We start from the raw sequence: 19,793 nt of genomic DNA, 5'->3' as shown, positions 1-19,793 counted from the left end.
TGATTTGCAGAATTTTGGAAAAAGAAATAAAAAAGGCCGCCCCAAAGGTTTTTGGGTAACGGCCTTTTTTAAGGTTCTTACTTTACAATTTCAATAGAAACTGGAGTAGGATTGGTAATGATATCAAATACTGGAGAAAATCTCGCTAAATTTTCTAATTGCTCTGCAGTTGCATCAGACTTTACTTTAAGTTTAACGTTGATTCCATCAAACCCTTTTCTAACCTCAGGATCAAGTCCTAAAAAACCGTGTAAATCAACACCGCCATCTAAAGAAGATTCGGCTCCTTCAATTTCAATTCCGTTTGCTGCAGCATGGTATACCATTGCACCAGTTAAGCAAGATCCTAAAGCATGCAATACAACCTCAGCAGGTGTAGCAGCTTTATCTTTTCCCAATAATACGTTTGGGTGATCACATTCCATAGTGAATGTTTCTTCACGAGAAGTGTCTTCTGCCCCTACTCCGTAAAAGCTTTTAGCACTGGACACACAATGTCCACCTTCTATCCAATTGTTTTTGGTTCTAAACTCGAACTTTGCCAATTCAGGGTTTTCTTGTACCGCTCCGATAGTTTCTACTAACTGATCTACGTTTACTCCGTTTTTAATGTTTGCTGTTGTAATCATTTTTTTAAATTTTAAAGATTTATTTTTCTATTTGCCAGTAGAGATGCATTTGGCGTGCCAAAAAATATAATTGCTTTAAAATCAATTAGTTAAAATTGTTTAATGAAATTTTGAGCACTACGAAATATCGCATTTTAACGAAATTTCGTGAGTAAATTTATGATATTTCGTAAGTTAAATAGGGCGGACAATGCCCAATGCCTTGATTTTTGAAGTAAGGGTTGTAGGACGCAATTTTAATAATGCTGCTGCTCCTTTGTCACCAGAAATTTTCCAATTGGTCTGTCTAAGCGCTTTTAGAATGTTTTCCCTTTCCATTTGTACTAGCTCCTCAGCGGTTAGTACCCTATTGGATTTTTCTTGGCTTTGGGGAAGGTCTTCTTTATCCGTACTTGGAATAATATCTGCCCAGTCTATTTCCCCATTCTTTGATACAATGAGAGCTCGTTCAACCAAGTTCTGTAGTTCCCTAACATTACCAGGCCATTCATACTCTAAGAAAAGTTTTTTATGTTCTTTAGTTAAAGCAGTAACGCGTTTGTTGAGTTTTTCACTGAAGCTCTTTACCATACTTTCCGCAATCAAACACACATCATTCCCTCTATCTTTTAGAGCCGGGACATTTATTGGGAAAACATTTAACCTATAAAACAAATCTTCCCTGAACTTTCCTTCTTTAGAAAATTTCAATAAATCCCTATGTGTAGCGGCAATAATTCGCACGTCAACCTTAACTGTGCTCGAGCTACCTAACGGATCAAATTCTCCTTCTTGAATTACCCTAAGCAATTTTGGCTGCAGATCCAAGGGCAGTTCTCCTATCTCGTCCAGGAAAATGGTTCCTTTGTCCGCCATTAGAAATCGACCCTTTCTAGCGACCGTAGCCCCTGTGAAGGCCCCTTTTTCATGTCCGAAAAGTTCACTTTCTATTAGATTTGCTGGTATGGCCCCACAATTAATTCTAACTAAAGGTTTTTTAGCTCGGTTACTTGCTGTATGGATTGCTCTTGCAACCAACTCTTTCCCAGTTCCTGTTTCACCATTGATCAAGACAGTTGCATCTGTATTGGCCACCTGTTCTATAAGCTTTAACACATTAAACATACTTATATCCTCTGCCAAGATTCCATGATTGTTGGTCAATTGCTCTATTTCTTCTTCCAAATATTTTGTGTGCGTTGTAAGCTGATTAATCTTTTCCTGAGCAATTAAACGCTCCTCAATGTTTCTTAATATCAGCGTGTAAAAAGTTTCACGGTCATTGCCATACCTACTAATAGTACCTTCATTCAAGGTTTCAGTTTCATTAGAGCCAATCACTTTCACGATTTCCGGAAGGTAATTGTTAAACATCTTGGTGTTATCATCCAAACCTGATTTAACCAAAGACTCAATTAAATTGGCACTTGCATCATCAAAAAAGAAAAGTACTTTTCGTTGTAAGACATCGTCATTTTCAAGTAATTTATTGGCCGATGGGTTTGTCAAAATAATTTGGAATTTTTCATCGAACATTATTATGGCATCCATGGCTCCATTGATCAATCCGCTCATTTTCGCACTACCTGATTCTATTTCCTGTTTGGATGCGGCCAAACGTTCCTGAATGACATCCAGTTCTCTATGTCTTTTAATCAATACAGATAAAATTCCTTTTGTAAAGCCCATGTCGGTGCTTACCAACTCTACAAAATACTTGGATTCAATTATTAGAACCGACGTATCCTCCATTGCGGTAACTGAGGCAGAACGGGGTTCATCATCTATAAGAGCATATTCTCCAAAACAATCGGCAGTTGAGAATGTACTATAAGAGTGTTGTTTGTCGTGAACGTTTACTTTCCCATTCAAAATAACATACATGGCATCCCCAATGTCCCCCTTATTAATTATGCGCTCATTCTTTTCAAAGAACTTGGTTTTTATATTCTTACATAATTCTAAAAGCGAGACCCTATTCACTCCAGAAAAGAAAGAAACTCCTTTTAAAAAGTTTGCAATTTCATCCAATTCAGATTTGTTCATTCTTGATCATAATGGTTCGGAATCAAATAAATATAAAGATTTGGAATTTAACCATTAGCTGTATTGATTTTTTTCCATTTCATTTCTTATTGACGGTTGACCATCTTTCCTTGAACATTATAGATTTAATTGATGGTTTTTTATATTTTTATATCACTAATTTATAATTGATGACCATTACCCAGTTACAGTATGTTTTGGCGGTTGCCGAATACAAAAATTTTACACTTGCGGCAGAAAAAAGCTTTGTTACCCAACCTACATTGAGCATGCAAGTACAAAAACTTGAAGACGAGCTTGATATTTTAATATTTGACCGAAGTAAAAAACCTATTTCCATTACCGAAGTGGGTAAGAAAATAGTAGCTCAAGCCAAGAATATTGTAGCTGAAGCTGAACGAATTAAAGATATAGTTGATCAAGATAAAGGGTTTATTGGCGGAGATTATACCATAGGAATTATTCCTACGGTCATGCCTACTTTGCTCCCTATGTTTTTGAACACTTTTATAAAAAAATACCCAAAGGTAAATCTCATAATCAAGGAACAACCAACAGATGCTTTAATACGAAACATTTTGGACGGCCACTTGGACGCCGCAATTGCCGCGACCCCTTTGGAAATTGAATTTATTAAAGAGCGCCCACTTTACTATGAACCCTTTGTAGGGTATGTGCCCAAAAATCATCGCTTGTCTTCCAAAGAGCAGCTGACCACAGACGACTTGGATGTTAGTGATATTCTGTTGCTACAAGATGGGCATTGCTTTAGGGATGGCGTGATAAACCTTTGTAAATCTCCCAAGAACCTTCATGACGAGCAATTTAAAATTGAAAGTGGCAGTTTTGAAACCTTGGTCAGTTTATCAGATGAAGGAATGGGAATGACCTTGCTACCATACTTAAACACTCTGGATTTGGAGCAGAAAAAATTACAATTTCTAAGACCTTTTAAAAACCCTTCTCCAGCTCGGGAAATAAGTCTAATTTATCATAAGAGCGAGCTTAAAATTCAAATTACCGAAGCCTTAAAGGAAGTGATTTCTGCGATTGTAAGGGGAGCCATAGCCTTTCAAGATGTAAAAATAATTAGTCCTCTGGGAAAAAGCTAGACCTTGGTACTGTCTAAATTAATGAGAGCCGCTTAATGCGGCTCTCATTTTTTATGCTTTTATTAAAATTAATGTTGGATGTAATTCTGGTTTGTCTAAAATAAAATACTCTAACCAGATTTTGAGTTCTTCAATTTCACTTGGTAATAACCTTGAAACAGCTTTTTTTAATTCTTTTGCGAATAGTTTAGCATCAAAACTAACTTTTTGAAGTACAGTTTTGGTGTAATCTAACATTGCTCTGGGCATAGAAATTTGATTATATTGGATTAAAAGGTTGTCATCTAAATTAAGAAAAATCATGCAAAAATGCCTCAAGTTCCAGTTAAAAAATAAATAATTTCATGTTAAATTCGACAAACCGTAAATATGTATAACCCATATAATCAACGAATTAAATATTTTGCAGTCCCAGTGTTTATAGGGTTTTTCCTGCTTTTTGGATGCGCATCACCTCGTTTGTCCAAACTTGATTCCAGGCTAAATAACGGCCCTCTAAAAAATTCTTTTCATGGGCTGGTTGTGATTGATTCTAAGACAGCAGAAACAATTTACAATACAAATGGGGATAGATATTTTACCCCAGCAAGCAATGTAAAAGTGGTTACCCTATATACCAGTCTAAAACTGCTGCCAAAAAACGTTCCCGCCTTAAAATATGCAATTCAGAAAGACACCTTATATGTGGAAGGCACCGGAGATCCCACTTGGTTTCACCCCTATTTCAAGGACAGTACTGCAATTGCTTTGTTTAAAAAACATGACCACCTAGCTTTGCACCTTAAAAACTCAATAGAAGATAAATTTGGGCCTGGATGGGCCTGGGAAGATTATGACACCTATTTTTCTCCTCAAAAAAATACGCTTCCCCTTTTTGGTAATGTTTTGACCATATCAAACAACAATGGATTGGAGGTACATCCACAGTTTTTGTCGGAGATGGTTTCTGTAAAAGATGAGTCAAAAAAAAGGGAAGAGTTTACAAACCAATTCTATATAAAACCACTTGAACAAGACACTTTGCAAGTTCCTCTCATCACGAACGATTCTCTTACAAAAAAACTATTAGAGGAGATTTTGAAAAAGAATGTGACTTTAATCGACAGTTTTCCTTCAATACAAAAAGAAGTGTTTTATGGAATAGCCTCCGATTCTATTTATAGGCAGATGCTCCATGAAAGCGATAACTTTCTAGCGGAGCAACTACTAATGATTGGTTCCTCCACTCTTTCAGATACATTAAGCACGCAAAAAAGCATTTCATATATGCTGGAAAATGAATTAAGTGACTTGGAACACAAACCAAGATGGGTTGATGGTTCTGGGCTATCACGCTATAATTTGTTCACTCCGCGCTCAATGGTGCAAATACTTCAAAAAATTTATTCAGAAGTTCCTAAAGAACGCTTATTTAAACTTTTTCCCATGTGGGATTCTACCGGGACAATTAAAAAATGGGAGAAGGAAGGTGTTGAACCTTATATTTTTGCAAAATCCGGCTCATTGGGAAACAACTACAACCTAAGTGGTTATCTAAAAGCAAAGTCAGGTAAAATTTTAATTTTCAGTCTCATGAACAATCACTTTACCGTTCCCACTTCTCAAATACGTGCTGAGATTGAATCTGTTCTCAATCAAATTCGTGAGAAAAACTAAATACAAAAAAGAACCGGGAGAAGGCAGCTTCTCCCGATTCAATCAAACAAAACAACTTAAAAACAGGATTGCTAAATAGCCGCAATTCCTTGGGTATTGGTACCTGGAAGGTTTCCAGGTTCTTCGCCAACAAACTCCAAGCTCTGGCCATTTACTCTATAAATTCCTATAGTTCCATTCAAACCAAATAACTGGTACCGGAAGCCAAAATCAAAGACATGGCCAAAATCATAAATAACGGAAGTTTAGAAGTTTTCATTTTTAAATTTTAAAGGGTCAAACAATTTACTCTTGGTTACGTCTTATTGATTTGGTAGTTTACCTGAACACTATTCTGAGATAAACATGAATCTAACAGCTTGTAACCTTTTATTCATTTTGAGAAGTTTTGGCCAAACTTTCTATAATCTTAAAAGCAAAATTCTTGTGGCTTTTAACTGGTATTAAGTACGGAGGTGAACTTTTTTACTTACAACTTCCAATTTGTGTAAGTGAATTCAAAAAGAAAGAAAAATTAGTTCAACTAATTGATTTATAGATATTTGAAGTATAAAATATTTCTATCTTGATACTTCTGTTATAAAAATATGATATCATTTAGCTTATTCTTAACGAATAAACAGAGCTTTCGAGGGCTTAAAAACGCGACTTGAAAATCAATTACTTTAATAATTCTGGGGCCGTTTTCATGAAGCTTGAGTATCTGTTCATGAGCATCTTCAATTTAGGGTCTATGTATGATTTGCAAAACGGTTTTTCCGGATTTGAATAATAATAGTTATGGAACTGCTCTTCCGACAGTTTGAATGCTTTAAAATAATATGTTTTAGTAATAAGCTCTTTATTGAAGTCTTTCTGTAGCATTTTCAAAGCTTGATTGGATCCATCAAAATCTTTTTCAGAAAAAACATAAACGGCTGAACGGTATTTGTTCCTAAATGAATGCTCAGAAGTACTTTGATGGGTATGCAGGTGAATTTCGATTAATTCTTTTAAAGAAATTTCATGGGGGTTATAGGACACAACTATTGCTTCTGAAAAAGAACTTTGCTCTCCTTTTTGAGAAACAAACCCTTGTTCTACTTTTGTGACTCCACGGAGGGATAAAAAAACAGCTTCGGTACACCAATGGCATCCACCACCTAAGGCAACTTTTTTGATTTCCATATACCCTTGGTCGTTAAAAACTCAACCAAATAACCCATTTATCTGTGTATATTGAAGCAACATAATAGTCTTGGCGTCTTTAATTTCTCCTCTGGACATCATTTGTAATGCTTTCTGAAAGGTCATTTCCAACACTTCAATATTTTCGGTCTCATCTTCGGCACCGCCACCTTCGCTCACTTTCATATTTTCCTCATATTGCCCAATGAAAAAATATAGCACCTCTGTGACCGAACCTGGAGACATATATGACTCAAATATCTTTTGAACCTCTGTAATTTTATAACCGGTTTCCTCCTCTACTTCCATAATAATGGTCTGCTCCGCATTGCCTTTTTCTAAAATTCCTGCACAGGCCTCGACCATCATTCCATCTTCATTTCCATTTAGGTAGGTTGGCATTCTAAACTGCCTGGTCAAAATAACGGTACCCTTTTCTTTATTATATAAAAGAATTACCGCACCATTTCCACGGTCATATGCCTCGCGTATTTGCGTTTCCCATTCCCCATCTTCTCTCTGATATTCAAAAGTGACCTTGTTTAAGGAATACCAATTGTCTGATAATAATTCCTTTTCAATGTTCTTGACCTTTCCGTATTTCATAATCTGGATTAAACGGTTGTTGCGTTGTTCAAATATCGTCGGAAAGGAAGCATCTCCAAATAAACTACTTTAATTTTTTCCTCAAAATCATCGCGCAGCACTTCGCTCATCTCCATTTGATGTTCCACGGCAAAAGTTTTGTTGCGTAACAATTGAATATGAGGATGGTCATTGGCAAAACCTTTTGGGGCATTGGTCAATTTTTCATCTTTATAGAGTCCGCCAAACACCTTTTTAAAGGAAGGTTTTTCTATGATTTTGAGCAGTTCTTCGCCATTGTAATCAATTCCCTCCCGAATGCTTCTTAATGTTTTGGGATCTGGACGCCAAAATCCCCCAGCTAACAAACATTGCTTTACCCCTACTTCAATATAAAAATCTGCAGAATTTGGGGCCTTGTCCAACCCCGCTCCAAAGTGGTCTTTATAGATGGGTTTATGCGGATGGAACATGAGGTTATTGTTGATACGATTAATTCCCTTTTTTCCAGGGGTGGGATAATAGTCATCATGCAACTCTGCCATGGTAATATCCAGACCGTCCAACCACAGCACAAAATCCCCACGAAGGGATTTGTACCACTTACGGTTGGAATCCATCCATTCTTTAGTATTGTTTTGTTGTAATTGGGTAAGAAAGTTAAATAGGTCCTGGAAGTTCATTAAGATAAATTGAAAGGCATAAAAATAAAACTATTTCCTTTCCTATAAATCCAATGTATTCCAGAACTTGTTTTAGAAAACTAGAACCTATTATCTCCCATAACAATATCTCCTAGCCCGCCAAGAATACTACCTTCTCCTTTATCCTTTCCTCCTCTTGGGATTGAAGCCAAAACTCTGCCAGCCAATCGACTAAAGGGCAATGATTGTACATAAACCGTTCCTGGACCTTTTAGCGTGGCAAAGAACAAACCTTCTCCACCAAAAACGGTGTTTTTAATTCCACCAACAAATTCAATGTCATAGTCCACGGTATGCGAGAAACCAACAATACAACCCGTATCCACCTTTAACACCTCACCTGCCGCCAATTCTTTTCTTGCCATGGTACCGCCGGCATGTACAAAGGCCATTCCATCACCTTCCAACTTTTGCATTATAAAGCCTTCTCCACCAAAAAGTCCACGGCCCAAACGCTTTGAAAATTCAATTCCTACGGAAACCCCTTTGGCAGCGCATAAAAAAGCATCCTTTTGACATATGAACTTCCCTCCTTTTTCAGAAAGATCAATAGGGAGTATTTTACCAGGGTATGGTGAAGCAAAGCTTGCCTTCTTTTTGCCCTGCCCAATATTTAAAAAAGCGGTCATAAAAAGACTTTCTCCGGTGAGCAAACGTTTTCCTGCGGAGAACAATTTACCCAATACTCCAGAATCTTGGCCAGACCCATCGCCGAAAATGGTATCCATTTTTATATCGGTATCCATCATCATAAAGCTACCCGCCTCGGCAACTACCGCTTCCTGTGGATCAAGTTCTATCTCCACATATTGCATTTCTTCCCCATAAATTTCATAGTCTATTTCGTGTGCGTTCATTCTTTGATTTTTTTTAAGTGTTTTACTTATCTGTTGATTGAATGCAGGTTTTGTTACAGAAGTTCACAAAAAAATTTGTGCGAAAATTCTTTAATTATTATTCTTGTTCTATCTTTAGAACAAACAAAATTCTATTATCTATTCAAAGAACTAAACTATGAAACATCCTATTCTATTTCTCCTTTTATTTACACTTTCCGCAAATGCCCAATGGACAGATAATGGAACAACAATAACAACACAAGATAATGTTGGGATTGGTACAACAAATCCAGGTTATAAGTTTCATGTCAAGGCCAATTCTTTAGGAGAAGTAGTAGGGAACCAATCTGTGCTTACAACCTTTGAAGGAAGTGTGGTTGTAAACAAATCAAAATTTCAGGTTCTAAATAAGAGAAACAGTAATGGTTCTAATTGGAGTAGTACCTCGCTAAGATTACAAAGAACTGTGGATTCCACTCCTCAGGCATTTATTGATTTCGGGATTGAAAATAAAAATTCAGATTATGGATTAGCTTTTGGAACAAGAAATGGTTATGGAGGTACACAACAAACCAGAATGGTAATAGAAGAAAATGGGTATGTTGGAATAGGTACCAATACCCCTGATGCTAAATTGGCCGTCAATGGAAATATCCACACCAAAGAAGTCAAGGTAGATTTAACCGGTTGGCCAGATTTTGTTTTTCAGAATAACTACAATCTTCCAACATTGGAAGAGGTTGAAAACCACATAGCTGAAAAAGGACACCTTAAAGATATTCCAAGTGCCAAAGAGGTAGAAAAAAATGGGATTTTATTAGGGGAAATGAATGCTAAGTTCCTTCAAAAAATTGAAGAACTGACACTTTATACGATTCAACAACAAAAGGAAATTCAGAACCTTAAACAGGAAAACAAAGAACTAAAATCTTTGACCAAAAGAATGGCAAAAATTGAAAAGTTGCTAGAATCCAACAACTAACTAACTTTTAATCCTTATCATCCATTCACTATTATACTGCTACTTCGACAAGCTCAGCATAACAGCTTAGGATTTCGGTTCATTAAAATCTGTCTTAAAAATTACTGCTTTAGCCTCACCGTCCATTCAAAATTAAATGTTGATACCACTACCCCATCTTTGTTTACCCCAACAGATTTCATCCAAATGGTCTGTCCTTCTCCTGTTGCAATTGTTTTTTTGATGGCGTCCTCAATCAAATGACCATCTTTACAAGTAAATGTGATTTTACCAGTAGCCTTTTTAGAGAAATTGGCATTATTGTTCAAAACCAACATGGAGATTTTCTTTCCGCTGTCTTTTATTTGGTTGATGACCATTGCACCAGTGCTCAACTCCGCGGCCATACCTTGAACGGCCCAAAACATACTTTTAAATGGATTTTGGTTTACCCAACGGTGGGTAACGGTAGTTACTGCTTTTTTGTTATCAATATATTTTACCCGCACACCGCACCACCACGCAGAAGGAAGGGTAAAGAATGTGAAAGTGTTGAATTTACTAGCCTTTGAAGCCATAACTTATATTTATTTTGCTAAAAATAAGGAAAATAGTCGCCATTTCAATTTGTTAAATATATGTTAATTTATAGTACTTTGTTTTGCATAGTACCATCTTTTAGCCATATATTTGCATGGTAAGCTAGTAGGTAAACTAAATTTGTTTATAAACATCAATCAAAAAATCATGACTGAATCATTAACCAAACATGAAAGGAATTTATCAGCGATCATACACGCTTCCACCTTTTCAAAGTATTTTATACCCTTTGGTAATTTTATTTTACCATTGATTTTATGGACGGCCAATAAAAAAGAACACAAGTTTGTGGATTACAATGGTAAGCAAGCGCTCAACTTTCAAATAAGCATGCTATTATATTCAGTTGTGGTGGGTCTTATAAGCATTCCATTCTTTATTGGGTTTTTGCCAGACCTATTTGATGGGAGTTTTTTTGGGTTTCATCGCTTAAGTGATCTTAACAATCTTGATATTCACATTAGTAGTGATGATTTTAGGTTTGGCCGGTTTTTTTGGCCAGCAGGCATCACCGGATTATTACAAGTAGTGTTAGTGGTCATTAATATAGTTTATACGATTTTGGCAACTATCAGAACAAATGAAGGAGAGACTTTTAAATACCCCTTTACCATAAAATTCATCAAATAACGCATTAAAGGAGTTTATTCATCAATCAAAAAACGAAAAAACATCAATCAATCAAGTAATCATCAATCAAAAAACGTTCCCGACCCCTCTTCTCATCAAAGAGGGAAAGGACGGGAGCAAAAAGCGAACAGTTAATTTATTAGAACCATGACATTATGAATATAGAAAACACAAAAGCACAAATGCGCAAAGGGGTTCTGGAGTACTGCATTCTTTCTATCTTGCGAGATAAGGACAAATATGCATCAGAAATTCTAGGAGCCTTAAAAGACGCTAAGATGCTTGTGGTAGAAGGCACCATTTATCCTCTTTTAACGAGGCTAAAAAATGCAGGGTTGCTCAACTATCGTTGGGAAGAATCAACTTCTGGACCACCAAGAAAATATTACGCACTTACCGAAACGGGGCAATTGTTCCTCAAGGAACTAAACGGCACCTGGGATGAACTAAGAAATGCAGTTAATCTGGTAACCAACACAAAATAAGAATCGAAAATGAACAAGACAGTAAATATAAATCTAGCAAATACACTCTTTCATATAGATGATGAGGCGTATAACAGGCTTAGGCGATACCTTGAATCCATAAAAAGATCGTTTTCAGGAACAGCCGGCAGTGATGAGATCATTGCAGATATTGAAGCAAGGGTAGCTGAACTCTTTTTAGAAAAAATGGAGAATGACAGGCAGGTCATTACCCAGAAAGAAGTAGATGCGGTTATTAATATCATGGGGCAACCAGAAGATTACATGGTTGACGAGGATATTTTTGAGGATGAACCTAGAAAGGCTCAAACTCAAAACACGCGCAAAACAAAAAAACTGTACAGAGATATGGACCAAAAATACATTGGTGGTGTCTGTGCTGGTTTAGAATACTATTTAGGGTTTGACGCCCTTTGGATTAGAATTATCTTCATCTTATTGGCGGTATTCACAGGCTTTGGGCTGATTGCATACATCTTACTGTGGATTTTAGTGCCAGAAGCGGCCACAACCTCCCAAAAGTTGGACATGACGGGAGAGCCCATCAACATCAGCAATATAGAACGCAAAGTTAAAGAGGGGTTTGATGATGTTGCAGATAAGGTAAAAAACGTTGACTATGATAAAGTAGGCGACAAGGTCAAAAGCAGCTCCAAGACCTTTTTTGATACCATTGGGGACATTATCATGTTCCTGTTTAAAATATTTGGGAAGTTTATAGGCATTCTATTGATCGTCATAGGAGCTTCAACGCTAATTGGATTGTTTGTTGGCGCATTCACCATGGGCATTTTTGATGCAATACATCTTCCGGGTGTAGATTTCTATGAGATTGTAAATACAACTGGGGCTCCTGTTTGGGTAGTATCGATCCTATTGTTTTTTGCCGTTGGTATTCCTTTCTTCTTCCTACTCTATTTAGGACTTAAGATTTTGGTAAACAACCTAAAATCCATTGGGAATATTGCCAAGTTTTCCCTTTTAGGGCTTTGGTTGATATCCATAGGCACCTTGTTTACCTTGGGAGTTCGCCAAGCAGCAGAATTTGCAAATGTGGGCAGTGTCAATATCAAAGAACAGGTTTTGGTGGAAAACCCTTCGGATACCTTGATGATAAAAATGAAAGATTCTGAATTGGATTACGGAATGGAAGATGTTCATTTTGGGCGCATGACCTTTACCTATGATGAAAATGACAATAGAATCTTAGTATCTGACGATGTAGATATCAAAATAAGAAAGTCTGATGACTCATCCATAAAAATCAATATTAGAAAAGATTCTCATGGCAATACAACTCTTGCCGCCAGAGAAAGGGCCAAGCAAATCAATTACGGGTATGAGTTATTTGAAAATGAAATCATTTTGGACGAATTTTTGACCACTGCCACTTCTAACAAGGCCAGAAACCAAGAAGTAACAACGACCATATATGTTCCCAACGGGAAGGTTTTACAGTTTGAAGAATCTACAAGAGGATATATTGGTCGTGGTGTAAAAAATGACCAAGATTATTATAGAAGTGGAATTGTCGGCTATACTTGGATAATGGGAGAAAATGGTGAGCTTAAATGCCAAGACTGTCCAGAAAAACTAGACGGTGATGAGGATGAAGATGAAGATGAAAGAGGAAAAATTATCATAGATGAAAATGGAATAGATATAGATGTACAAGATCGAGAAGATGCTTTTAAAATGAAAATTGATGAAAATGGCATTAAAATAAGAGCAGGGGAAAAAAATGACAATTGAGCAACGATTTACAACAACTGGGAATTTTTTAATACTCAAAAATCATAGCAAACACGAGATTTGAATCAATAAGAAAAAGACAATAATTAAAATCAATCATTAAAACAACAATCATGACAACACTAGCAAGAATAGCAATCGCATTTTTAATGGCAATCTTTGCCTCCTCCTGTAATTTTGACGTAAGCTTTGGAGATGGAAAAAGAGGAAATGGAGAGGTAGTGGAAGAAAGTAGAAAAGTAAACGAAGACTTTACAGTAGTATCTGCCTCTGAAGGTTTGGACGTATTTGTAACTCAAGATCGGGATTTTAAAATTTCGGTTGAGGCAGATGAAAACATTATAGACTTAATTGGAACAGATATTAAAGATGGAACCCTTAGGATTCATGCAATAGAAAATATTGGAAGAGCCACTAAAAAAGTTTATGTATCCCTTCCTAATATTACTGCATTAAAAAGTTCAAGCGGAGCAGATTTAATTGTACAAAACGTGATTGAAACTGAAAAGTTGGATTTGGACGCAAGCAGCGGGTCAGATTTACATGTAGAACTGGTTGCCTCCGAAGTTACTGCAGATGCCAGCAGTGGCGCAGATATTAAAATAGCGGGTAAAACAGATGCTTTATATGCGGATGCCAGCAGTGGTGCAGATATTAGGGCACGAGAATTAATGGCCAAAACATGTAACGCTGATGCCAGCAGTGGCGCAGACATTTCTGTAAACGTTTCGGAGTCTTTAATTGCAGATGCCAGCAGTGGCGCAGACATTTCCTATACTGGTGATGCAAGCGTACAAAAGAAAAAATCTGTTTCTGGAAGTGTACGTAAATACTAATATTTTTAGTGATCAAACAAAAAACCAATAGTCTGTTTTTGTTTATAGGGAACGGACAAAACCAATCTAACCGAGGCCTAGTTGAAAACTAGGCCTCCTTTTGTCGAAAATATTGCGAAATATTCAACTTAATAGCTTTTATATTAACTAATTATCATAAAAAATTGTATCTTATTAGTGAAAACAAAAACTAACTCTTAAAACGTTTGCCATGAAAAAACTACTTGGATTGGTTTTCTTGATGCTCATTTTAATCTCTGCTACCAAGTTTGCATCTACAGAACCAAAAACAATGCATACAATTGAAGGTGCTTGGGAACTTCAAAGCTTTTATAGTTATGATGGGCAGGACGTAACAGATACCATTGATAAATCCGATGGATACAGGCAAGTGAAAATGTATTCCAAAGGAAAGATTATGTGGACAAGATATGTTCCAGATGATCCAAATGGAAGGTTTGGCTATGGTTCCTACAAAATAACGGAAAATTCATTGATTGAGACTATAGAGTATGGCGACGATAATATGATGAAAGCTTTGGATACCATGAGAAATTTTACCTTCGAACTTGATTTGAAAGACAATTTTTTTAGTCAAATAACTTTAGATGATGAGGGCAACAGAACCTCCTCTGAAAATTATAAACGCATAGATTAATAATTGAATTAGCACTCCACTAAAAAAGGCGCCCATTTAAGGCGCCTTTTTTATTATTTCTATATTAATAAGCACTAAGAGACTACTGCTTCTTTGCTCTCAATTGAAGCTAGATAACGTTCTGCATCCAAAGCCGCCATACACCCTGTGCCTGCAGCTGTAACAGCTTGCCTGTACTCTTTGTCTTGAACATCACCACTTGCAAAAACTCCTGGCTTGTTGGTCTTTGTGGATTTTCCTTCGGTAATCACGTACCCTGTTTCATCCATCTCCAATTGTCCTTTAAATATATCAGTGTTTGGTTTGTGACCAATTGCTATAAAAAGGCCAGTTATCTCAATATCTTCTTTCTCACCTGTTTGGTTGTTCACCATTCTAAGGCCTTCAACTACTTGCTCACCAAGTACCTCATCCACTTCGGTATTATACCTAACTTCGATATTCTCCAAACTGTTCACCCTGTGCTGCATTGCTTTAGAAGCCCTCATATGGTCTTTACGAACCAACATGGTCACTTTTTTGCAAATGTTAGCCAAATAAGAAGCTTCCTCCGCTGCTGTATCTCCAGCACCCACTATAGCCACTTCCTGTCCTTTGTAAAAGAAGCCATCACAAACGGCACAAGCAGAGACCCCTCCACCCCTTAAACGTTGCTCGCTTGGTATGTTTAGGTATTTTGCAGAGGCTCCCGTAGAAATAATTACGGTCTCCGCCTCAATCAATTTACTATCGTCAACGGTTATTTTATGAATTCCTCCTAGTTCATCACTAAAATCAACTGCTGTGACCATTCCAATCCTGACTTCTGTTCCAAATCTTTCAGCCTGCTGTTGTAATTGCACCATCATAGTAGGTCCATCTATACCTTCTGGGTATCCAGGAAAGTTATCTACCTCTGTTGTAGTGGTTAATTGTCCACCAGGCTCCATACCTGTATACATTACGGGTTTTAAATCAGCTCTAGCCGCATAAATTGCAGCAGTATATCCAGCAGGACCGGATCCAATAATCAATGTTTTTATTCTTTCTATCTGTTCTGACATAACAAAAATCTTCCTCTATAATTACTTTTACAAAAGTAGGTTTTTTGTCCAAAAACTTACATAATGGTTACCTCTAATTAATATGAATACTCTTGGATGTTTGTTTTGCTATGTAAATTCAACAACTAGATTTTTTGTTTAATCTAGCCGATCTGAAGAACCTAAAAGATAAACCCTAAACTTTTCGGCATGTAAATTCAAAGCGTATAATTATAAAAAACCGTTACAACCAAGGAGCTCAACCTCAAAACCCCTTGGCGCAACGGAGACCTCTTCTAAAAAAGACACTTGAGTAGAGAACACTACAGTACTGTTACCTCATATCTTTTTCTTTGGAGATCTATACTAAAGTTTTAAAGGTTTTTGACTTCTAACTGAGGTAAACTTACCATTGAATTATGCTAAAGTCATACTACAATTAATCAATGGGCAATCTCCTTTAACGGATATACCTTCTGGATCAACATAATTGAAGTTTATAAACTATTTTGGTGAGATTTTTGCGTTTGCGCATCAAGAATTTTAAATCATTCTCAAGACTTTTGCATGGCTTTAAAAATACTCCTTCTACTGTTTAGGTTTGGTCGTTTTTACATTTGTAAAGGGTATAGGCCCTTGCCATTTTTTCTAGCTTTTGTTTGATAACCGGTGTGCTTACCGAGGAAAAACCCATTACCAACCCTTTTTCTTTCTTGGTCTTAATGAAGTATTTACTGTACGGAAAAGATATGATCTCTTTATCTATTAACATTTTGGACACTTCAATATCACACATATCATCTGGAAGCTTTGCCATAAGATGAAGCCCTTGGTTTGCCGGTTGGATCTTAACGCTATCATCAAATACGTTTTTAAAATGCTCAACAAAAAACTGCTTACGCTCATTTACCACTTGCACCACTTTTCTTAAATGCTGATTTAAGTAATCCTTTTCTATAAAATCTGACATTACCCTTTGTGTAACAGGAGATATAAATCTTAAAGACTGTTCAAACATTGCTTTGATACTGTCCACATAATGTGGGGGAGCAATTAAATATCCCAGTCTAATAGAGGGGTGCAAAATTTTGTTGAATGTACCTTGGTAAAAAACCCTATTTCCCTTGTCCAAACCAAATATTGAGGTGATTGGACTTTCCCAATTGCTAAATTCATTGTCATAGTCATCTTCAACAATGATCATATTATTCTCCTGTGCCCAATCCAAAAGTTCCAGCCTTCTTTTAAGGCTCATTTGAACCCCAGTTGGGTACTGGTTGGATGGTGTGGTGAAAATCAGTTTTCCTTTTTTTAATTTAACATGACTTAGGCTGTCCAATGACAAACCTTCAGAATCAATTTCTGCGGGCACAATTTTAGCTTTTAAACTTTTAAAAACGGCCAAAGCATTGGCATAAGTGGGGTTTTCAACAACCACTTCATCTTTTTTGTTCAACAGTAAATCTCCTATAATTGACAAGGAATGAAGTGACCCTGTAACTATAATGATTTGAGAATAATCGCATTGAATATTCCTATACATTTTTAAATAGTCCGCTATGTTTCTCCTAAGGCAATCCAAACCAAGGGTATGACTATAGGACATATCAGAATACTTAATATCCCTCCAATAGTTATTGGTTAAATTCTGCCACTGTCTAACAGGAAAAACATCTAAAGGAGGTAGCCCAGGTCTAAACGCTATACCTTTATTATGTCCCCTGTTCATTAAGGTAATATTGGAACTAAAATGCTCTGCGCGTTCAGAAACTTCTGGATACTTAGTAATTTGTTTTTGGGTTCTTAAACTGTACTTGATTTTCTTGTCTTTAATATCATTTACATAGTATCCAGAACCTTGTACGGCATAGATGTAATTTTCCAAACAAAGTATTTCATAGGCTTTTATAACGGTACTGCGTGATAAACCCATATCCTTGGCCAACAATCGTGTTGGTGGCAATTGATATCCCTTTACCAGTTTTTTTTTGTTAATAGCACGCATAAAAGAATTGGATAGTTTCATGTAAAGGCTCCGCTCTCCATTATCTGAGCTGAATCCATGAGAAATGAGCAAGCTATTGAGTTTGGTCTTCAAAATTGAAATGTATTGAAAAAAAAAATTGGTATGGGAAAGGTAGAAAAACATTTTATAATATTGATTAGCGCTTTATAAATAACTAAATATTAAATATTTAACTAGGTATGATTACAGTAATCCAAATTGGCCTGGGGCCTTTAGGGCAACAAATTGGTAGGTACATTTCTGAAAAGACAAGTATTTGTACAACAGCCGCGGTAGATATAAATAAACAATTGGAAGGGGGTGATTTTGGAAAGCTCATTAATGGCACTCCTTCAAACGTATTAATTAACAATTCTGTCCAAAACGCGCTGGAAAAACTTACAAAAAAACCAGATGTTGCAATAATCACCACAGTTTCGAGCATAAAAAAATTGGAAGCTCAAATTGAAGATGTAGCCAAACATGGAATACCCATAGTTTCTACTTGTGAAGAGCTTTCATACCCTTGGGAAGAAAACCCAGAGTCAAGTAAAAATATTGAAGCAATTTGTCAGAAACATAAGATCGCATGTCTTGGTACAGGAATAAATCCAGGTTTTTTAATGGATTACCTTCCATCCGTGCTTAGTTCGGTATGTAAGAATATAGATAGTATATTGGTTGAACGAATTCAAGATGCCACACCAAGGCGCATTCCTTTTCAGAAAAAAATCGGTGCAGGGCTAGACTTGAAAACGTTTAAGGCTAAAGAAGCAGAAGGTACCCTTAGACATGTTGGACTTAAAGAATCCGTATATTTCCTCGCTAAAAGTTTAGGTTTTGAATTGGATACGGTAACAGAAGACCTTAATCCAGTAATCGCCGAAAACGACATAAAAACATCTGCAATGGAGATACAAAAAGGAGATGCGCGCGGAGTTCAACAGATTTCCTACGGGTATCAAAATGGAGGTTGCAAAATAGAAATGAATTTTAAGGCAGCAGTGGGCGAACCAAGGTCCTATGATAAGATCACGGTAAAAGGAGTACCATCTTTCACCTCTGAAATAGATACTGGCATTAATGGTGATATTGCTACATGTGCCATTACAATTAATTCAGTGAAAAGTATTTTGAAAGCTCCACCCGGTTTACATACGATGGCAACAATAGGTGTCCCCGGATATTTAAATTAAATAGATCAACAACAAAAATCGCAATTTTTAAAATGGCCAATTATCCCGAAAAGGTATATATAAATGGAAGAATAGTTCCCCATCATGAAGCCAAGATATCAATTTTTGACAGGGGCTTTTTGTTCGGTGATGGAGTGTATGAGGTAATGGTTCAAATTGGGGAAACTTTTTTTTACGGCAAAGAACATTTAGATAGACTGGTTGGTTGTCTTAAAAAAATAAAACTAGATTTTGATGTTTCCACCCTGCCCAAAGAAATTGAAAGATTGCTCACCGCATCTAAATTAAATGCTAAGGATTGCTTGGTTTATATTCAGGTCACAAGAGGAGTTGCCGTTAGAAAACACTCATTTCCTAAAACTGGAAAACCTACTATTATTATGTACGCCACACCTTTTACATTGCCAGATATCAACCAAAAAAGCATTGCAACGATTACTACTGAAGACAATAGGTGGCACAGGTGTGATATAAAGGCAACCTCTCTTTTGGGCAATGTAATGGCAAATGATCAAGCTGCGGAACAAGGAATGTACGAGTCTATTTTTATAAGGGATGGTAGGGTCACAGAAGCATCTCATTGCAATGTCTTTTTTGTGAAAAACAGTATTGTTTATACACATCCGGCAGATACTTACATATTGGACGGAATTACTAGACAGATCATAATACAATTGTGCAAGGATTTAAAAATAGCGTTTAGGGAAGAACCTATTCTGGAAGAAAACCTGACAACCATGGATGAGGCTTTCTTGAGTGGAACAACGACCCAAATTGCCTCAATAGGGAGGATAGATGATCATTTGTTTGATCCTGATGGTAGTATTGGTCCCATAACCAGAAAGTTACAACAGGCCTTTTTAGAATTAAAGCGAACCTATAAGGAAACTCCCATGACTACTTAAAAATATCATTTGAACTAAAACGGAAA

At 36.6% G+C, this 19,793-nt stretch carries 20 protein-coding genes; 10 read left to right on the top strand and 10 right to left on the bottom strand.

The genetic code is table 11. From position 1 onward, the window contains the following. Positions 1–77: 77 nt before the first annotated feature. Both DKG77_RS09160 and DKG77_RS09155 read right to left on the bottom strand, forming a co-directional pair. Entirely contained in the window at positions 78–629 is a 552-nt protein-coding gene (locus DKG77_RS09160) for an OsmC family protein (protein WP_109662366.1), read from the bottom strand. Positions 630–803: 174 nt separating this feature from the next. Next, a complete protein-coding gene (locus DKG77_RS09155; protein ID WP_109662364.1) occupies positions 804–2,654 on the bottom strand; it encodes a sigma 54-interacting transcriptional regulator in 1,851 nt (616 codons plus the stop codon). 170 nt (positions 2,655–2,824) lie between these two features. Here DKG77_RS09155 and DKG77_RS09150 point away from each other — a divergent pair, with 170 nt between their 5' ends. Further along, a complete protein-coding gene (locus DKG77_RS09150; RefSeq protein ID WP_109662362.1) occupies positions 2,825–3,766 on the top strand; it encodes a LysR substrate-binding domain-containing protein in 942 nt (313 codons plus the stop codon). A gap of 51 nt (positions 3,767–3,817) precedes the next feature. Here the strand turns inward: DKG77_RS09150 and DKG77_RS09145 are convergent, their stop codons facing one another. Continuing rightward, entirely contained in the window at positions 3,818–4,015 is a 198-nt protein-coding gene (locus tag DKG77_RS09145; protein ID WP_109663709.1) for a hypothetical protein, read from the bottom strand. 120 nt (positions 4,016–4,135) lie between these two features. Here DKG77_RS09145 and DKG77_RS09140 point away from each other — a divergent pair, with 120 nt between their 5' ends. Beyond that, positions 4,136–5,422: a D-alanyl-D-alanine carboxypeptidase gene (locus DKG77_RS09140; RefSeq protein WP_109662360.1), complete on the top strand. Its 1,287-nt coding sequence runs from the start codon at positions 4,136–4,138 to the stop codon at positions 5,420–5,422. Between the two features lie 660 nt (positions 5,423–6,082). On the opposite strand, the gene DKG77_RS09135 is transcribed toward DKG77_RS09140, so the two are convergent. The 4 genes from DKG77_RS09135 to DKG77_RS09120 all read right to left on the bottom strand — a co-directional run bounded on the left by DKG77_RS09135 (position 6,083) and on the right by DKG77_RS09120 (position 8,735). Beyond that, a complete protein-coding gene (locus tag DKG77_RS09135) occupies positions 6,083–6,589 on the bottom strand; it encodes a peptide-methionine (S)-S-oxide reductase (protein ID WP_109662359.1) in 507 nt (168 codons plus the stop codon). 21 nt (positions 6,590–6,610) lie between these two features. Then, a complete protein-coding gene (locus DKG77_RS09130) occupies positions 6,611–7,195 on the bottom strand; it encodes an NUDIX domain-containing protein (protein WP_109662357.1) in 585 nt (194 codons plus the stop codon). A gap of 8 nt (positions 7,196–7,203) precedes the next feature. Beyond that, positions 7,204–7,857 (bottom strand): DUF2461 domain-containing protein, encoded by a 654-nt coding sequence (locus DKG77_RS09125; RefSeq protein WP_109662355.1) that lies wholly within the window; start codon positions 7,855–7,857, stop codon positions 7,204–7,206. Positions 7,858–7,937: 80 nt separating this feature from the next. Then, positions 7,938–8,735: a TIGR00266 family protein gene (locus tag DKG77_RS09120; RefSeq protein WP_109662353.1), complete on the bottom strand. Its 798-nt coding sequence runs from the start codon at positions 8,733–8,735 to the stop codon at positions 7,938–7,940. Positions 8,736–8,892: 157 nt separating this feature from the next. Here DKG77_RS09120 and DKG77_RS09115 point away from each other — a divergent pair, with 157 nt between their 5' ends. Then, the gene (locus DKG77_RS09115; protein WP_109662352.1) at positions 8,893–9,699 is read left to right on the top strand and encodes a tail fiber protein; all 807 of its coding nucleotides are present in this window, start codon (positions 8,893–8,895) and stop codon (positions 9,697–9,699) included. A gap of 101 nt (positions 9,700–9,800) precedes the next feature. Here DKG77_RS09115 and DKG77_RS09110 read toward each other — a convergent pair whose 3' ends face one another. Next, positions 9,801–10,256 (bottom strand): DUF4442 domain-containing protein, encoded by a 456-nt coding sequence (locus DKG77_RS09110; protein WP_109662350.1) that lies wholly within the window; start codon positions 10,254–10,256, stop codon positions 9,801–9,803. A 169-nt stretch (positions 10,257–10,425) separates the two neighbouring features. Here DKG77_RS09110 and DKG77_RS09105 point away from each other — a divergent pair, with 169 nt between their 5' ends. The 5 genes from DKG77_RS09105 (at position 10,426) to DKG77_RS09085 (ending at position 14,639) form a co-directional block, all read left to right on the top strand. Continuing rightward, positions 10,426–10,908, top strand: a complete 483-nt coding sequence (locus DKG77_RS09105; RefSeq protein ID WP_109663707.1) for a DUF4870 domain-containing protein — start codon at positions 10,426–10,428, stop codon at positions 10,906–10,908. Positions 10,909–11,063: 155 nt separating this feature from the next. Beyond that, positions 11,064–11,393 (top strand): PadR family transcriptional regulator, encoded by a 330-nt coding sequence (locus DKG77_RS09100; RefSeq protein WP_109662348.1) that lies wholly within the window; start codon positions 11,064–11,066, stop codon positions 11,391–11,393. 9 nt (positions 11,394–11,402) lie between these two features. After that, entirely contained in the window at positions 11,403–13,145 is a 1,743-nt protein-coding gene (locus DKG77_RS09095; protein ID WP_109662347.1) for a PspC domain-containing protein, read from the top strand. A gap of 113 nt (positions 13,146–13,258) precedes the next feature. Beyond that, complete coding sequence (locus tag DKG77_RS09090; protein WP_109662345.1) at positions 13,259–13,981, top strand: head GIN domain-containing protein; 723 nt, start codon at positions 13,259–13,261, stop codon at positions 13,979–13,981. Between the two features lie 211 nt (positions 13,982–14,192). After that, positions 14,193–14,639, top strand: a complete 447-nt coding sequence (locus DKG77_RS09085; protein ID WP_109662343.1) for a hypothetical protein — start codon at positions 14,193–14,195, stop codon at positions 14,637–14,639. A gap of 74 nt (positions 14,640–14,713) precedes the next feature. Here the strand turns inward: DKG77_RS09085 and trxB are convergent, their stop codons facing one another. Both trxB and pdxR read right to left on the bottom strand, forming a co-directional pair. Further along, positions 14,714–15,682: a thioredoxin-disulfide reductase gene (gene trxB, locus DKG77_RS09080; protein WP_109662341.1), complete on the bottom strand. Its 969-nt coding sequence runs from the start codon at positions 15,680–15,682 to the stop codon at positions 14,714–14,716. 574 nt (positions 15,683–16,256) lie between these two features. Next, entirely contained in the window at positions 16,257–17,759 is a 1,503-nt protein-coding gene (gene pdxR / locus DKG77_RS09075; RefSeq protein WP_165819369.1) for a MocR-like pyridoxine biosynthesis transcription factor PdxR, read from the bottom strand. A 107-nt stretch (positions 17,760–17,866) separates the two neighbouring features. Between pdxR and DKG77_RS09070 the strand changes: the two genes are divergently transcribed. Both DKG77_RS09070 and DKG77_RS09065 read left to right on the top strand, forming a co-directional pair. Continuing rightward, positions 17,867–18,862, top strand: a complete 996-nt coding sequence (locus DKG77_RS09070) for an NAD(P)H-dependent amine dehydrogenase family protein (RefSeq protein ID WP_109662337.1) — start codon at positions 17,867–17,869, stop codon at positions 18,860–18,862. Positions 18,863–18,894: 32 nt separating this feature from the next. Then, on the top strand, positions 18,895–19,767 hold the full coding sequence (locus tag DKG77_RS09065) for an aminotransferase class IV (RefSeq protein ID WP_109662335.1): 873 nt from the start codon (positions 18,895–18,897) through the stop codon (positions 19,765–19,767). Positions 19,768–19,793 lie beyond the last annotated feature (26 nt).

This window comes from Flagellimonas aquimarina (assembly GCF_003149745.1).
Lineage (GTDB): Bacteria > Bacteroidota > Bacteroidia > Flavobacteriales > Flavobacteriaceae > Flagellimonas > Flagellimonas aquimarina.
The sequence above is the reverse complement of the archived record's forward strand: the minus strand, read 5'-3'. Positions and strand labels throughout refer to the sequence as shown.

Coding starts and splice junctions, on each gene's coding strand:
- DKG77_RS09160 (WP_109662366.1), bottom strand. CDS start 629: ATGATTACAACAGCAAACATTAAAAACGGAGTAAACGTAGATCAGTTA.
- DKG77_RS09155 (WP_109662364.1), bottom strand. CDS start 2,654: ATGAACAAATCTGAATTGGATGAAATTGCAAACTTTTTAAAAGGAGTT.
- DKG77_RS09150 (WP_109662362.1), top strand. CDS start 2,825: ATGACCATTACCCAGTTACAGTATGTTTTGGCGGTTGCCGAATACAAA.
- DKG77_RS09145 (WP_109663709.1), bottom strand. CDS start 4,015: ATGCCCAGAGCAATGTTAGATTACACCAAAACTGTACTTCAAAAAGTT.
- DKG77_RS09140 (WP_109662360.1), top strand. CDS start 4,136: ATGTATAACCCATATAATCAACGAATTAAATATTTTGCAGTCCCAGTG.
- DKG77_RS09135 (WP_109662359.1), bottom strand. CDS start 6,589: ATGGAAATCAAAAAAGTTGCCTTAGGTGGTGGATGCCATTGGTGTACC.
- DKG77_RS09130 (WP_109662357.1), bottom strand. CDS start 7,195: ATGAAATACGGAAAGGTCAAGAACATTGAAAAGGAATTATTATCAGAC.
- DKG77_RS09125 (WP_109662355.1), bottom strand. CDS start 7,857: ATGAACTTCCAGGACCTATTTAACTTTCTTACCCAATTACAACAAAAC.
- DKG77_RS09120 (WP_109662353.1), bottom strand. CDS start 8,735: ATGAACGCACACGAAATAGACTATGAAATTTATGGGGAAGAAATGCAA.
- DKG77_RS09115 (WP_109662352.1), top strand. CDS start 8,893: ATGAAACATCCTATTCTATTTCTCCTTTTATTTACACTTTCCGCAAAT.
- DKG77_RS09110 (WP_109662350.1), bottom strand. CDS start 10,256: ATGGCTTCAAAGGCTAGTAAATTCAACACTTTCACATTCTTTACCCTT.
- DKG77_RS09105 (WP_109663707.1), top strand. CDS start 10,426: ATGACTGAATCATTAACCAAACATGAAAGGAATTTATCAGCGATCATA.
- DKG77_RS09100 (WP_109662348.1), top strand. CDS start 11,064: ATGAATATAGAAAACACAAAAGCACAAATGCGCAAAGGGGTTCTGGAG.
- DKG77_RS09095 (WP_109662347.1), top strand. CDS start 11,403: ATGAACAAGACAGTAAATATAAATCTAGCAAATACACTCTTTCATATA.
- DKG77_RS09090 (WP_109662345.1), top strand. CDS start 13,259: ATGACAACACTAGCAAGAATAGCAATCGCATTTTTAATGGCAATCTTT.
- DKG77_RS09085 (WP_109662343.1), top strand. CDS start 14,193: ATGAAAAAACTACTTGGATTGGTTTTCTTGATGCTCATTTTAATCTCT.
- trxB (WP_109662341.1), bottom strand. CDS start 15,682: ATGTCAGAACAGATAGAAAGAATAAAAACATTGATTATTGGATCCGGT.
- DKG77_RS09070 (WP_109662337.1), top strand. CDS start 17,867: ATGATTACAGTAATCCAAATTGGCCTGGGGCCTTTAGGGCAACAAATT.
- DKG77_RS09065 (WP_109662335.1), top strand. CDS start 18,895: ATGGCCAATTATCCCGAAAAGGTATATATAAATGGAAGAATAGTTCCC.